This is a genomic window from Ruegeria sp. AH3 (genome assembly GCF_056536265.1).
The window spans coordinates 1099902-1113863 of record NZ_JBQFJL010000001.1 but is presented as its reverse complement, the minus strand read 5'-3'; the positions used below and the strand labels follow the sequence as shown (position 1 = coordinate 1113863).

Genomic DNA, 13962 nt, shown 5'->3' with positions numbered 1-13962 from the left:
CTATTCCACGTTCTGAACTTGTTCGCGCATCTGATCGATCACTGCCTTCAACTCAAGCCCGACAGATGTCAGCTCGGCATTTTGCGATTTTGAGCAGAGCGTATTGGCCTCGCGATTGAATTCCTGCATCAGGAAATCCAACTTGCGCCCGACCGGACCGTCCTGATCCAGTAGTGCACGTGCGGCGGCGACATGAGCGGCAAGACGATCGATCTCTTCCGTGATATCCGCTTTGACGGCGATCAGCGCCAGTTCCTGCGCGACCCGTTCAGCGTCGACACCTTGCGCATTATCGACAACACGCGCCAGATTGTCCTTCAGCGCCTGCGCCATCTCCTCTCGCCGCTGCTTGGCCAGATCGGCAGCCGTCTCTGTCAGCCTAGAAATCTGATCTAACTGACCGCCGAGAATACCGGCCAGTGCTTGCCCCTCGGCCTTACGCATGTCGAGGAAAGCGGCCAGCAAGCCGCTGAATTCGGTCTTGAGCTTCTCAACCAACGGAGCGGGATCATCATCTTCGCTGCCCGCTTCAAGCATGCCCTTCAGCGTCAGCAGATCACTGGCCTTGGATCCCGCCAGTTCGATACCACGCGCAGCGGCCATCGCCTCGGTCTGCGATAGCGCCGCCAGAGCGGCCTCCATGGCTGAAACGTTCAGCTTGATGTCAGAGGCGCTCTCTTCCCGGTTCAGCCGTAACGATAACGTCACGTTGCCCCGGCTGACCTGTTTCGACAGCTCCCCCCGCAGCGCAGCCTCAAGCCCGGTCAACCAGTCCGGCACGCGCAGGCGCATATCCAGTCCCTTGCCGTTTACGCTGCGCAGCTCCCAGCTCCAGCTATGGGGGCCAAACGCTCCTTTGCCCGAGGCGAAACCGGTCATGGATTTGATCATGCCTGCCCTTTCCGTCAAAACCGCTCGCCGCACCTAATGCCAACAACGGGCTAGGGGCAAGACCTTGCTCATTTGTGGCAGAGACGCGATCGGTTAACCATTCGTTAAAGAATTGATCCAAAATTGTATTAACCCGTGTCAATCTGACAGTCGGAAGCGCTGATGAACCCCAGCTATGCCCGAAAGATGGCATTTTAGGAAAATGGCGACTGATTGACGATAGGGTGATGAAATGAAAACCTTTTTCGGGACTGGCTCTGGCTCAGGATTTGGAAAGATCGTCGCGATGGACCGATTTGACAGCGGGCGCAGCCTGTCCCCAATTCGTCAGGCCGAAGCTTATTGGACCGCCCTTCTTGGCGGCGACGGCGTGCCGATGCGGTCACAGATCGATCCTCGCGGGTTAGAGAATGTTCTGGAATACACGTTCATACTCGAACGTATTGCACCGGGTCTGGCACGGTTTCGTCTCGCCGGAAGCCACCTGAACAAGCTGGCTGGGATGGAGGTGCGCGGCATGCCTCTGACTGCCTTTTTCGAACCCAGCGCGCGTGATGATGTCAAAACCTATCTCGACCGGGTGTTCACGGCACCGGCTGTGGTCGAACTTGGATTGACCTCAAAAGGCAAACTGGGCCGTGCATGCCTGCAAGCTCGTATGATCCTGTTGCCGCTTAAAAGCGATCTTGGGGATGTCAGCCGCGTGCTGGGTGTCATGCTCAGTGACGGCGTGATTGGCACCACACCGCGTCGTTTCTCGATAACTGATCATCGGGTGCGCGAACTGTCAGAGCTACGGCAACCGCCCAAACCCGCTCCGCATGAGGCTATGGGTTTTGCCGAACAGCAAAGCGAGTTTGTGCGGTCCGAACCATATCTTCGGCTGGTATCTTCCCGCGATGACTAAGAAAAACGGCGGGTCAGTGGCCCGCCGTTCTGATTTCTAAACTGTCGCGGTCTCTCAACTCGCTGCACGTTTGACGCGATCGCGGCGCAGATTGGTCAATTCTTCCGCCACCAGGAATGCCAGCTCCAGCGACTGCGTCGCGTTCAGGCGCGGGTCGCAGGCCGTATGGTAGCGATCCGACAAGTCCTCTTCCGTCACGGCGCGTACGCCACCGGTGCATTCGGTGACATCAAGACCGGTCATCTCAAAATGCACACCGCCGGGCACGGTGCCCTCGGCCTGATGCACTCCGAAGAAGTCGCGCACCTCGCGCAGGACCGAGTCGAACGGACGCGTCTTGTAGCCCGTCGCGGACTTGATGGTGTTGCCATGCATCGGATCGCAGACCCAGGTTACCTTGGCACCTTCTTCCTTCACGGCCTTGACCAAACGTGGCAGATGCTCACCAGCCTTACCCGCACCAAAACGCGCAATCAGGGTCAGGCGACCCTCTTCGTTCTCGGGGTTCAGCTTGGACATCAGGACCTTCAGGTCTTCCGCTGTCGTTGTCGGACCACATTTCAGGCCGATCGGATTCAGAACACCGCGGCAGAATTCGACATGCGCGCCATCGGGCTGACGTGTCCGATCACCAATCCAGATCATGTGACCGGAGCCTGCCAGCCAGTTGCCCGAAGTCGAATCCAGACGGGTCAGCGCCTCTTCGTATTCCAGCAGCAAGCCTTCGTGGCTGGTGTAGAACTCAACTGTCGAGAACTCATGCGTGCTATCTGCGGTAATCCCGGCAGCGCCCATGAAATCGATGGTGTCTTGGATGCGGTCGGCAATTTCCGAGTATTTCTGAACGTCCTGTTCATCCGTGAAACCCAGAGTCCACGAATGCACCATGCTCATATCGGCGAAACCACCGGTCGAGAAGGCGCGCAAAAGGTTCAGCGTCGCGGCTGCCTGCGTGTAGGCCTGAAGCATCTTGCCGGGATTCGGGATGCGTGCCTCGGGTGTGAAGGCCAGTTCATTGATGATGTCACCGCGGTAACTAGGCAGTTCCACCCCATCCACCACTTCGGTCGGGGCGCTGCGGGGCTTGGCGAACTGACCCGCCATCCGGCCCACTTTAACCACAGGCACCTTGGCGCCATAGGTCAGAACCATGGCCATCTGCAGCATCACCTTGAACGTGTCACGGATCGCATCAGCACTGAATTGTTCAAAGCTTTCAGCACAATCGCCGCCCTGCAACAGGAAGGCCTCGCCGCGACCAGCGGCACCCAGATGTTGCTTGAGACGCCGCGCTTCGCCTGCAAAGACCAGCGGGGGATACTGCGAAAGCTGCGCCTCGACTTTGGCCAGCGCGGTTGCGTCGGTATAGTCTGGCATCTGAACCCTGGGCTTGCTGCGCCAGTTCGTTTTTTGCCATTCCGTCATAGCTTGGATCTCCGCTGAGGTAATTCAGGTGGTCTCTATACAAAATGCATTCGTCAGAGACCATATCACATTTGCGCCTCTTGACGCCGCAAACAAGCTTTGAGCATGGTGACAGCCATATCCGCCGACGTTTCGAACCCGGCGTGCACCGAATCAAGGACACATCGCCATGCAAGAGCAACGCCAAGTTGTCACCGTGGATCGAGAAGCGGGCAAGCCGCTCAATTTTGTTTTCGTTCTGCTGGATAAGTTCTCGCTGCTTTCCTTTGCGTCTGCGCTCGACAGCCTGCGGATTGCCAACCGGATGGCGAACCGGGAGCTTTACACCTGGAAACTGACCGGTGAAGGCGGTGAACTTGTACAGTGTTCGGCGGGAACCACCTTCAAACTGGATGCCGATCTTGAAGAATTGCAACGCGACGACGTGATCCTGATCTGCGGCGGAGTTGATGTTCAGGCGGCGACCACCAAACGGGTTCTGAACTGGATGCGCCGTGAGGCGCGCAAGGGGTTGAAGATCGGAGGGCTTTGTACGGCCGCCTATACGCTGGCTAAAGCCGGATTGCTGGAAGGCAAACGGGCCACGATCCACTGGGAGAACTCGGACAGTTTCTCGGAAGAATTCGACACTGTTGAACTGACCAAATCAGTGTTTCAGGTCGATGGGAACCGGATGACGACGGCGGGCGGCACCTCATCAATTGACCTGATGCTCAAAATTATCGCCGATGACTATGGCGAGGATCTTGCGAATGCAGTTGCCGATCAGATGATCTATTCCTCGATCCGCACCGATCAAGACACCCAGCGTTTGTCGACGCCGACGCGTATCGGGGTGCGGCATCCGAAGCTCAGTCAGGTAATTCTGATGATGGAAAAGAACATCGAAGAGCCGATCTCACCCTCGATCCTGGCCAAGGATGTGGGCATGTCCACCCGCCAGCTGGAGCGTCTGTTCCGCCGCTACCTCAGCCGTTCGCCCAAGCGGTATTACATGGAGCTACGCCTGCACAAGGCGCGCAATCTGCTGATGCAGACCGATATGAGCGTCATCAACGTGGCGCTGGCCTGTGGTTTTGCATCGCCCAGCCATTTCTCAAAATGCTACCGGGCGCACTATAACACCACGCCTTACCGCGAGCGCGGTGCGCAGAGCGGACGGCTGTCGGTTTAATATTAAAACCTTGTCAAAAGTTCCTCGGGATTGGTGTTGAGATAGAACTGAATAACTATCAAATCGTCATCGCGTTCGTGTAACAGCGCGTAGAAGTAAACATAGCTTTTCATGTCATTCCAATAGGCTCGCAACTCCTGCGAGAAGCCATTTTCCAATTCAACACGCTTAATGACTGCCGCGTTTGTCAAATAATAAGGAACCACATCTCGAAGCTGGGTCTGGATGCGGGCCAGCTCTTGCTCAGTATATTCATCCGCACCGCCGAAATCTCTGATTACAGTAGAGAATTCCCGGTTCTTCATCTTATTGTCCAAAAAGCTCTGATACTCTTCGTAGGATGAAAACTCTTCGGCCAGAGCGGGCATTGCGGAAAAAAGCGCAACGATAATAAACTGAACTCGTAGCATAAAGCAATCCAATAGGTTGTGATGCTTCTGTGTTACTTGTCGGGTGTCATCCTGTAAACTGCTCCCTCACCTACAGAAATATACCAGATCGACCCATCGGGCGCTTCGACGATATCGCGTACGCGTTCCGTTTCAGGGCCTTTTATCTGTTCGACCTCGCGCAACGGTGTCCCAGCCAGCCGGGAAATGTAATCGAACTTGAGTGACCCCACGAAAAGGTTTCCAGCCCAGCTCGGCCAAAGCTTACCAGAATATACCATCAGCCCAGAGGGCGCGATGGACGGGTCCCAATAGTGCTGCGGTTGCTCCATGCCTTCTTTTGCGGTGCCTTCTCCGATTTTCTTGCCTGAGTAGTGCTTGCCATACGAAATAACGGGCCAACCATAGTTTCGCCCCGGCTGAATCAGATTTACCTCGTCACCACCCTGCGCACCGTGCTCGGCAGTCCAAAGACGCCCCTGAGCATCCAAACCGGCCCCTTGCGGATTGCGGTGGCCATAGGTCCAGATTTCAGGGCGAATATCGCCCTGCCCTACAAACGGATTGTCCGAAGGCACCGATCCATCACGATTAATCCGGATCACGGACCCGATGTGATTTGTCCGGTTCTGTGCCTGCGGCCGATCCCCCCGGTCTCCAATCGTGACAAAGAGCGTTCCATCATTGGCCTCGACAACGCGTGAGCCAAAATGACGTCCACCGGAGCCGCCGGGAAGGGCCTCAAAGATGATCCGAGTGTTGGTCAGACGCTTGTCGTTTTCCGATAAACGCGCCACCGCGAGCGCGGTGCCTGCCGCCCCACCGCTTTGCGGCTTGGAAAAGGTCAAAAAAATCTCACGCGTCTGGCCGAAGTCTCGTGCAATTGTCACATCCAGCAAACCGCCCTGCCCGTTTGCAGCAACTTTCGGGGCACCCTGCACTTTCTGGGATTTGCCATCAGACACATACAGCAACTGCCCGTCACGCTCAGTCACCAGAAAAGAACCATCTGGCAATATTCCGACCGCCCAGGGGGTATCGAGCTCTTCGATCATAGGTTGGACAAGAACCGCGCCTTCTGACGTTTCAAGGATATCGGCGCGGACAATCCCCGCGCTAGACAGCAGGATTAGAATCGCAAACGCTTTGAACTTCATGATCTCTTCCTCGGACACGCGGTTTTATCATCATGAGAACAAATAGGTTTATGCCCCACAAAAACACGTTTGCGTTAGGACTTTTCTTTTTCGCATGGCTTGCCTAGGGTCGTGCGCAGAACGAATACGTTCACAATAGGGAGTAACCATATGAAAAAGCTGCTGACTGCAACTGCAGCCACCGCTCTGCTGGCGGGTACCGCAATGGCCGAAGACGTCAAACTGGGCGTGCTGTTCGGCTTCACCGGCCCAATCGAATCGCTCGCACCTGCCATGGGTTCGGGTGCCGAAATGGCGATGGCCGAGGTCACCGAATCCGGGAAACTGCTGGACGGTGCGACCGTCACCGGGACCCGCGCCGACACGGGCTGCATCGACAACGGTCTGGCCACCTCGAACGGCGAACGTATGATCGCGGACGGCGTTGCCGGTATCATCGGCGGTGACTGCTCGGGCGTGACCGGAGCAATTCTGCAGAACGTCGCGATCCCCAACGGCATGGTGATGATCTCGCCATCGGCGACCTCGCCGGGTCTATCGACCATGGAAGATAACGGCCTGTTCTTCCGCACCGCCCCGTCGGATGCGCGTGAAGGTCAGGTGATGGCTGACATCCTGAATGATCGTGGCATCAGCTCGATCGCGCTGACCTACACCAACAACGACTACGGCAAGGGTCTGGCAGATGCGATCCAGTCCTCGTTCGAGGCTTCGGGTGGCGAAGTCACCATCGTTGCCGCGCACGAAGACGGCAAAGCCGACTATTCGGCCGAAGTTGGCGCGCTGGCCTCGGCCGGTGGCGACATTTTGGTCGTTGCAGGCTATCTGGACCAAGGCGGTCTGGGCATCATCCAATCGGCGCTGGACAGCGGTGCGTTTGACACCTTCGGTCTGCCCGGCGGCATGATAGGTGACTCGCTGCCTGCAAACGTTGGTCCCGACCTGAATGGTTCGTTCGGTCAGATCGCCGGTTCGGGTGGTGAAGGTGCCGAGAAGTACTTTGCCATGGCCGAAGCCGCTGGTTTTGACGGCTCGTCCCCGTACTCGCCGGAAAGCTATGATGCAGCAGCACTGTTCATGCTGGCCATGCAGGCCGCAGGTTCGACCAACGCGGCTGACTACGGCGCCAAGATCATGGACGTTGCCAATGCTCCGGGTGAGAAGATCTATCCGGGTGAACTGGCCAAGGGTCTGGAGCTGCTGGCTGCGGGTCAGGAGATCGACTATGTCGGCGCATCGGGTGTTGAGCTGATCGGCCCCGGCGAAAGCGCTGGCTCGTATCGTGAGATCGAAGTCACCGACGGCGAGAACAAGACCGTCAACTTCCGTTGATCCTGCGTTAACAGTCACAAAAACAAGCAGCCCGGGCCTTGTGTCCGGGCTGTTTCAATGACAAAAGGCCGCACCTTTCACACGGGGATGGGGCAACGACGCCGAAAACGGCGGCTAGGGGAAAAGATGATCGTCGTCGAAGACGTGCACAAGCATTTCGGCGGGTTTCATGCGGTGGACGGGGCATCGCTGGAAATCCAACAGGGCTCGATCACCGGTCTGATTGGGCCGAACGGGGCCGGAAAAACCACTCTGTTCAACGTAATCGCAGGGGTCCTACCGCCGACCAGCGGCAAGGTTTTCATGGATGGTGAGGACATCACCGGCCTGCCCCCGCATGAGCTGTTTCACAAGGGCCTGCTGCGTACCTTCCAGATCGCGCATGAGTTCTCCTCGATGACCTGCCGCGAGAACCTGATGATGGTGCCCGGCGCGCAATCAGGTGAATCGCTCTGGAACACATGGTTCGGTCGCAAACGCATCGCCGATGAGGAACGCGCGCTGAAGGCTAAGGCCGATGAGGTGCTGGAGTTCCTGACCATAGAACATCTGGCCGATCACAAGGCCGGTCAGGTCTCGGGCGGGCAGAAGAAGCTATTGGAACTTGGCCGCACCATGATGGTCGACGCCAAGATCGTGTTCCTGGATGAGGTCGGTGCGGGTGTGAATCGCACCCTGCTGATGACCATCGCCGACACGATCCTGCGCCTGAACAAGGAGCGCGGTTATACCTTCGTCGTCATCGAGCACGATATGGATTTCATTGGCAAGATCTGCGACCCGGTCATTTGCATGGCCGAGGGTAAGGTGCTCGCCGAGGGTACTCTGGACGAGATCAAGGCCAACGAGCATGTGATCGAGGCCTATCTGGGTACCGGCCTGAAAAACAAAGATAAACTGGAGGCGGGTGCATGAGCGACAACCCCTACCAGGACGATAAAGGCAACAAGGACGCCTCGATCACCAATGCGCATGGCGTCGGCACTATGACCCCCGCCCATCGCAAAAGCGGTGAGACGCATCGGGTTGAGGGCGGCCCTTTCCTGATCGGCGACACCATGACCGGCGGCTATGGCAAAGGGCCGGACATTTTGCACGATTGCACCATCGCCGTCGATAAAGGTGAGATTGCTGTGATCGTTGGCCCCAACGGTGCGGGTAAATCCACCGCGATGAAGGCCGTTTTCGGTATGTTGGATGTGCGCTCGGGCGCGGTTCGGCTCGACGGTGAAGACATCACCTCGCTCACACCGCAGGATCGCGTGGTACGTGGCATGGGATTTGTGCCCCAGACCTCGAACATCTTCACTTCGATGACGGTGGAAGAGAACCTGGAAATGGGCGCCTTCATCCGCCGCGACGACATCAGCCAAACGATGGAGCAGGTCTATGACCTGTTCCCTATCCTCCGCGACAAACGCAATCAGGCTGCAGGAGAGCTGTCGGGCGGTCAACGCCAGCAGGTCGCCGTGGGCCGCGCGCTGATGACCCAGCCCAAAGTGTTGATGCTAGACGAACCCACCGCCGGCGTTTCGCCCATCGTAATGGATGAACTGTTCGACCGGATCATTGAGGTCTCACGTACCGGGTTGCCGATCCTGATGGTCGAACAGAACGCCCGTCAGGCGCTGGAGATCGCGGACAAGGGATATGTGCTGGTTCAGGGGCGGAATGCCTATACCGGCACAGGCAAAGAACTGCTGGCCGATCCCGAAGTGCGTAAGAGTTTCTTGGGGGGGTAGCGTGAAGATACCTGCAGCATTGATCATTGCCTCACTAACCGGCGCCGCTGGTGCCGAAGCATGCTTTCTAAGTGAAGTCTGTGAACACGAAGAAGAGTGCTTGGGTTCAACATTCGATATCGAGTTCGTCGGCAGTCCGCCCAATCAAGTTCGAAGTAATTTCGGGGAGTTCAGAATTGATGGCACGTCCGCGGCCGGAGAAACGACTTCCAACTTACGCCTTTCGAATAGAACAGAGTATGTTGTCACATCTAAAAACTCATTGATGATCGCGTCTCAAAAGACAGAGAATAGCAACTCGATCGTATACTTCGTACGAACACCACCATCAACGCTGACGGCTACGCTCGTCGTCGTTCCGCAGAAATATGTCAATTACTCAGAGACCTTCAATGCGCGTCGCGTATTTGAAGGCGATTGCGAGCAGGAGTTTTAATGGACTTCCTCAACGCCCTTGTGGCGCTCTCCAACTTCGTCCTTGTTCCCGCAATCGCCTATGGCAGCCAGTTGGCGCTGGGTGCCTTGGGGGTGACGCTGATCTACGGCATCCTGCGGTTCTCGAACTTTGCCCATGGCGACACGATGGCCTTTGGCGCGATGATCGCTGTGCTGGTCACATGGGGCCTGCAGGCGGCCGGGGTCAGTTTCGGGCCGTTGCCGACCGCTCTGCTGGCCCTGCCCTTTGCCATTCTGGGCTGTATCGTTCTGGTGCTGGTCACTGACCGGCTGGTCTATCGCTTCTACCGGGAACAAAAGGCCAAACCTGTCATTCTGGTGATCGTGTCGATGGGCGTGATGTTCATCATGAACGGCCTTGTGCGGTTCATCATCGGACCGGATGATCAGAGGTTCTCGGACGGCGCGCGCTTCATCGTCTCGGCACGGGATTTCAAGGCAATGACCGGGCTGCGGGAAGGGCTGGCGATCAAGACCTCTCAGGGAATCACTGTGATTGTTGCCGTTGTTGCTGTGGTGCTGCTGTTCTGGTTCCTCAACAAGACCCGCACCGGCAAGTCGATGCGTGCCTATTCGGATAACGAGGATCTGGCGCTGCTGTCCGGCATCAACCCCGAACGCGTTGTGATGATCACCTGGATCATCGTGGCCGCGCTGGCCACTACTGCGGGTGTGCTCTACGGGCTGGACAAGAGCTTCAAGCCCTTTGTCTATTTCCAGCTTCTGCTGCCAATCTTTGCCTCGGCCATCGTGGGAGGCCTTGGCAATCCAATTGGAGCCATCGCGGGCGGGTTCATTATCGCATTCTCCGAGGTGACCATCACCTATGCGTGGAAGAAAGTGCTGACCTATCTGGCCCCGGAAAATCTGGAGCCGTCAGGATTGGTCCAGTTCCTGTCCACCGATTACAAGTTCGCCGTCAGTTTTGCGATCCTGCTGATCGTGCTGCTGTTTAAGCCCACGGGCCTGTTTAAGGGGAAAGTGATATGAGCGAGCCCGTCAAAAACACGCTGCTTTTTGTTGTCGTCGGCGCTCTGATCCTGCTGACCGGCTTCACACAAAGCTGGAACGCGGCAATTCTGATCCTGAACATGGGCCTGATCTCGGCCATCATGTCGATTGGCGTGAACCTGCAATGGGGCTTTGCGGGCCTTTTCAACGTTGGTGTCATGGGCTTTGTCGCGCTGGGCGGGCTGGCGGTTGTGCTGGTCTCGACCCCACCAACGCCCGGAGCTTGGTCGGCGGGCGGCTATGGCGTCGTGCTTGCCCTCTTGCTGGGTGCAGCGACAGTTGTTGCGGCAGTGATGGTTGCGCAGAAGATGCCAAAAGGGCGTGTGCAAACGCTGGCCATCATCGGTATTCTCGTTGTTGGTTTCTTTGTCTACCGTGCAATCTTTGACCCCAGCATCGCGGCGATTGAGGCGATCGATCCCGCCGTTGCAGGCAATATCGGTGGCCTGAACCTGCCGGTCCTGTTGGCATGGCCTGCCGGGGGATTGCTGGCTGCGGGTGCCGCCTGGCTGATTGGCAAAACCGCGTTGGGTCTACGCTCGGACTATTTGGCGATTGCGACACTGGGCATTGCCGAGATCATCATCGCCATCATGAAAAACGAAGACTGGCTGGCGCGCGGCGTAAAGAATGTCTACGGCATCCCCCGCCCCTCGCCTGTGGTTGGCTATGAGGTTGAGCTGCAGCAAGATCCCTCGTTCATCGCACGCGCGGATTGGTTGGGAGTTGACCCGGTGATCGCCTCGACGCTTTCGGTCAAACTGGGTTATTCGCTGCTGTTCCTGATCGTCTTGCTGGTGCTGCTGTGGATGGCGCAGATGGCACTGAAGAGCCCGTGGGGCCGGATGATGCGTGCCATTCGTGACAACGAAGTTGCGGCCGAAGCGATGGGCAAGGACGTCACTCGTCGCCATCTGCAGATCTTCGTCCTCGGCTCGGCCATTTGCGGTATCGCAGGTGCCATGATGACCACTCTGGACGGGCAGTTGACGCCGGGCACCTACAACCCGCTGCGCTTTACCTTCCTTGTCTGGGTCATGGTCATTGTCGGCGGGTCAGGCAACAACTTCGGAGCCGTTCTGGGTGCGTTCCTGATCTGGTTCCTTTGGGTGCAAGTTGAACCCATCGGCTTGTGGCTGATGAACCTGATCACCTCAGGAATGCCTGATGGCAGCGCTCTCAAGACGCATCTGATCGATAGTGCAGCGCATATGCGCCTGTTCACGATGGGCTTGATCTTGCTGATTGTTCTCAGATTCAGTCCAAGGGGTTTGATCCCCGAGAAATAAGCAAAATTTCGTGAGAATTTCCCCTACCGCGCCGTTTGACGGCGCGGTTTATTGTATGGGTGATCAAAACGGTCTAAACAGCCCCACCCGCGATCCACCACATCGCCACTCTGTCTTCATACGACTTGTGTTTGGGCAGGCCCTTTAACGATTACGAAGTTAACCAGGATAAGAGCACCTTATTTGCTATGAAACGACCACTCAGATTCTTTGCTATAGCCACCCCGCTTCTGGCGGTGCTGAGCGCATGCATCCCGTCGCCCGAGCAACTTGAAACCACTCCGGTGAAGGTTCAGACGCCCAAAGGTGTCGTAACCTGCCAGTTGTACCGGCAGGATCGTGTGACATGGGACCGTGCGATTGACTTTCCGGCCACCAAAATGTCGGTGCCAGAGGCTGATGGATATTGCCGCCAGGAAGGGCTGCGTCGTCTGAATCGCTAACAGATCTGGCGCCCCTGATATATTGAGGGGCGCCTCACTCATTCTCTATCGATTTCGGAACAGGCCACCCAGTATCCCGCGCACAATGCGGCGCCCGGTCGTTCCTTTCAGTTCCTTTATCACCGCCTCGCTCATCGCTGTTGCAAATGAATCTTTCTTGCGCGCAACGCGTGACGAGGACCGTCCGACGCGGCTGCCCGAATATCTACGAGCCGACGCGTATTCGCGCTGCATTGGGTTTTGTTGCTCCAAAACCTCCTCAGATTCGGCCTCTGCCGCCGCCTGTGCGGCTGCATTAGCCCGGGCCTGAAGGATCTCGAAAGCCGATTTCCGATCGACCCTCTCGCCATATTTCGCCTGCATTGCTGAGGCATCCATCACCGTCCTGCGCTGAGCCTTCGTGATCGGCCCGAGTTGCGAGCCCGGAGGCCGGATCAGCGTCCGTTCAACAACGCCCGGTACGCCCTTCTTCTGCAGCATCGAGGTCACCGCTTCACCCACGCCGACTTCACGGATGGCAGTTTCGGTGTCAAAGGCCGGATTCTCGCGATAGGTCTCAGCCGCCAGGCGCAGATTCTTACGATCCCTTGCAGTAAATGCACGCAGAGCGTGCTGCACCCGGTTGCCCAATTGCCCGAGGATATCCTCGGGAATATCTGCCGGGTTTTGCGTGATGAAGTACACCCCAACGCCTTTCGAGCGGATCAGGCGCGCGACCTGTTCGACCTTATCGACCAGAACCTTGGGCGCGTCCTCGAACAGCAGATGCGCTTCATCAAAGAAGAAGACCAGTTTGGGTTTTCCCGGGTCTCCGACTTCGGGCAATTCCTCAAACAGCTCGCTTAGAAGCCACAGCAGAAAGGTTGCGTAAAGACGCGGCGCACCCATCAATTTGTCCGAGGCGAGAATATTGACCATCCCCTGCCCGTTCTCATCGGTCCGCATCAGATCCGAGAGTTCAAGCGCAGGCTCACCAAACAAATTAGTCCCGCCCTGGTTTTCCAACACCAGCAGACGGCGCTGGATCGCTCCGATCGATGCGGTCGAGACATTGCCATAGCGCAAAGACAGCTGCGCCCTGTTTTCGCCGATCCAGACCAGCAGCGCCTGCAGATCCTTCAGATCCAGCAGAGGCATCCCTTCTTCGTCTGCCACGCGGAAGGCGATGTTGAGAATACCTTCCTGCGCCTCGCTGAGTTCCAGCAACCGCGACAACAACAGCGGCCCCATCTCGGTCACGGTGGTGCGTACCGGATGCCCTTGTTCTCCGAACAGATCCCAGAAAGTCACTGGGCATGCGTTGTATGAGAATGCATCAAACCCGATACGGTTTGCCCGATCCATGAACGCCTGATGCAGCTTGTGATCAACGCTCCCCGGCAACGCCAGCCCCGACAGATCACCTTTGACATCGGCTAGAAAAACGGGGACCCCCGCCTGCGAGAACCCTTCGGCCAAAATTTGCAGCGTGACCGTTTTCCCGGTACCCGTCGCCCCTGCGATCAAGCCGTGTCGGTTGGCGTATTTCAACGAAAGCCCTTGCGCGTGGCTGTATCCTTCGCCCGCGCCGCCGATAAAGATCTTGTTGTCCATTCAATATCTGTCCCAGTTCTACCGATCTGCGCCAAGCATACAAAGTTAACCTTTGGCTGCGAGAGTAAATCTCACCTCATCGCGGCATTGTCGCGGTGGGGCAAATTCCTCCCTGTCGACTGGCCGTGCCTTCGGGCGCGGCTTTTTTGCGAA

At 57.2% G+C, this 13962-nt stretch carries 14 protein-coding genes; 9 read left to right on the top strand and 5 right to left on the bottom strand.

The features are described from left to right. On the bottom strand, positions 1 to 891 hold the full coding sequence (locus ACR3EM_RS05485; RefSeq protein WP_480469797.1) for a YicC/YloC family endoribonuclease: 891 nt from the start codon (positions 889 to 891) through the stop codon (positions 1 to 3). 232 nt (positions 892 to 1123) lie between these two features. On the opposite strand from ACR3EM_RS05485, the gene ACR3EM_RS05480 reads away from it, so the two are divergent. Continuing rightward, positions 1124 to 1798 (top strand): PAS domain-containing protein, encoded by a 675-nt coding sequence (locus ACR3EM_RS05480; protein WP_480469796.1) that lies wholly within the window; start codon positions 1124 to 1126, stop codon positions 1796 to 1798. Between the two features lie 54 nt (positions 1799 to 1852). Here ACR3EM_RS05480 and ACR3EM_RS05475 read toward each other — a convergent pair whose 3' ends face one another. Next, entirely contained in the window at positions 1853 to 3223 is a 1371-nt protein-coding gene (locus ACR3EM_RS05475; RefSeq protein WP_480469795.1) for a class II 3-deoxy-7-phosphoheptulonate synthase, read from the bottom strand. 169 nt (positions 3224 to 3392) lie between these two features. Between ACR3EM_RS05475 and ACR3EM_RS05470 the strand changes: the two genes are divergently transcribed. Further along, on the top strand, positions 3393 to 4397 hold the full coding sequence (locus ACR3EM_RS05470) for a GlxA family transcriptional regulator (protein ID WP_480469794.1): 1005 nt from the start codon (positions 3393 to 3395) through the stop codon (positions 4395 to 4397). A gap of 2 nt (positions 4398 to 4399) precedes the next feature. On the opposite strand, the gene ACR3EM_RS05465 is transcribed toward ACR3EM_RS05470, so the two are convergent. Both ACR3EM_RS05465 and ACR3EM_RS05460 read right to left on the bottom strand, forming a co-directional pair. Then, positions 4400 to 4765, bottom strand: a complete 366-nt coding sequence (locus ACR3EM_RS05465; RefSeq protein WP_480469793.1) for a hypothetical protein — start codon at positions 4763 to 4765, stop codon at positions 4400 to 4402. 74 nt (positions 4766 to 4839) lie between these two features. Further along, positions 4840 to 5943, bottom strand: coding sequence for a PQQ-dependent sugar dehydrogenase (locus ACR3EM_RS05460; protein ID WP_480469792.1), 1104 nt, complete (start codon positions 5941 to 5943; stop codon positions 4840 to 4842). A 150-nt stretch (positions 5944 to 6093) separates the two neighbouring features. On the opposite strand from ACR3EM_RS05460, the gene ACR3EM_RS05455 reads away from it, so the two are divergent. From ACR3EM_RS05455 to ACR3EM_RS05425, 7 genes are all read left to right on the top strand, one after another. Then, positions 6094 to 7275, top strand: a complete 1182-nt coding sequence (locus tag ACR3EM_RS05455) for an ABC transporter substrate-binding protein (protein WP_480469791.1) — start codon at positions 6094 to 6096, stop codon at positions 7273 to 7275. A gap of 126 nt (positions 7276 to 7401) precedes the next feature. After that, positions 7402 to 8190: an ABC transporter ATP-binding protein gene (locus ACR3EM_RS05450; protein ID WP_480469790.1), complete on the top strand. Its 789-nt coding sequence runs from the start codon at positions 7402 to 7404 to the stop codon at positions 8188 to 8190. Continuing rightward, positions 8187 to 9017 carry an ABC transporter ATP-binding protein gene (locus ACR3EM_RS05445; protein ID WP_480469789.1) on the top strand — a complete coding sequence of 277 codons (831 nt, stop codon included), beginning with the start codon at positions 8187 to 8189 and terminating at the stop codon, positions 9015 to 9017. The genes ACR3EM_RS05450 and ACR3EM_RS05445 overlap by 4 nt, the downstream gene beginning before the upstream one ends. Before the next feature lies 1 nt (position 9018). Then, the gene (locus ACR3EM_RS05440; protein WP_480469788.1) at positions 9019 to 9453 is read left to right on the top strand and encodes a hypothetical protein; all 435 of its coding nucleotides are present in this window, start codon (positions 9019 to 9021) and stop codon (positions 9451 to 9453) included. Further along, complete coding sequence (locus tag ACR3EM_RS05435; RefSeq protein WP_480469787.1) at positions 9453 to 10463, top strand: branched-chain amino acid ABC transporter permease; 1011 nt, start codon at positions 9453 to 9455, stop codon at positions 10461 to 10463. The genes ACR3EM_RS05440 and ACR3EM_RS05435 overlap by 1 nt, the downstream gene beginning before the upstream one ends. Next, a complete protein-coding gene (locus ACR3EM_RS05430) occupies positions 10460 to 11773 on the top strand; it encodes a branched-chain amino acid ABC transporter permease (RefSeq protein ID WP_480469786.1) in 1314 nt (437 codons plus the stop codon). Before ACR3EM_RS05435 ends, ACR3EM_RS05430 begins: the two co-directional genes overlap by 4 nt. 188 nt (positions 11774 to 11961) lie before the next feature. Next, positions 11962 to 12216, top strand: a complete 255-nt coding sequence (locus ACR3EM_RS05425) for a hypothetical protein (protein ID WP_480469785.1) — start codon at positions 11962 to 11964, stop codon at positions 12214 to 12216. A 45-nt stretch (positions 12217 to 12261) separates the two neighbouring features. Here the strand turns inward: ACR3EM_RS05425 and ACR3EM_RS05420 are convergent, their stop codons facing one another. Next, complete coding sequence (locus tag ACR3EM_RS05420; protein WP_480469784.1) at positions 12262 to 13809, bottom strand: helicase HerA-like domain-containing protein; 1548 nt, start codon at positions 13807 to 13809, stop codon at positions 12262 to 12264. Between the last annotated feature and the right edge of the window lie 153 nt (positions 13810 to 13962).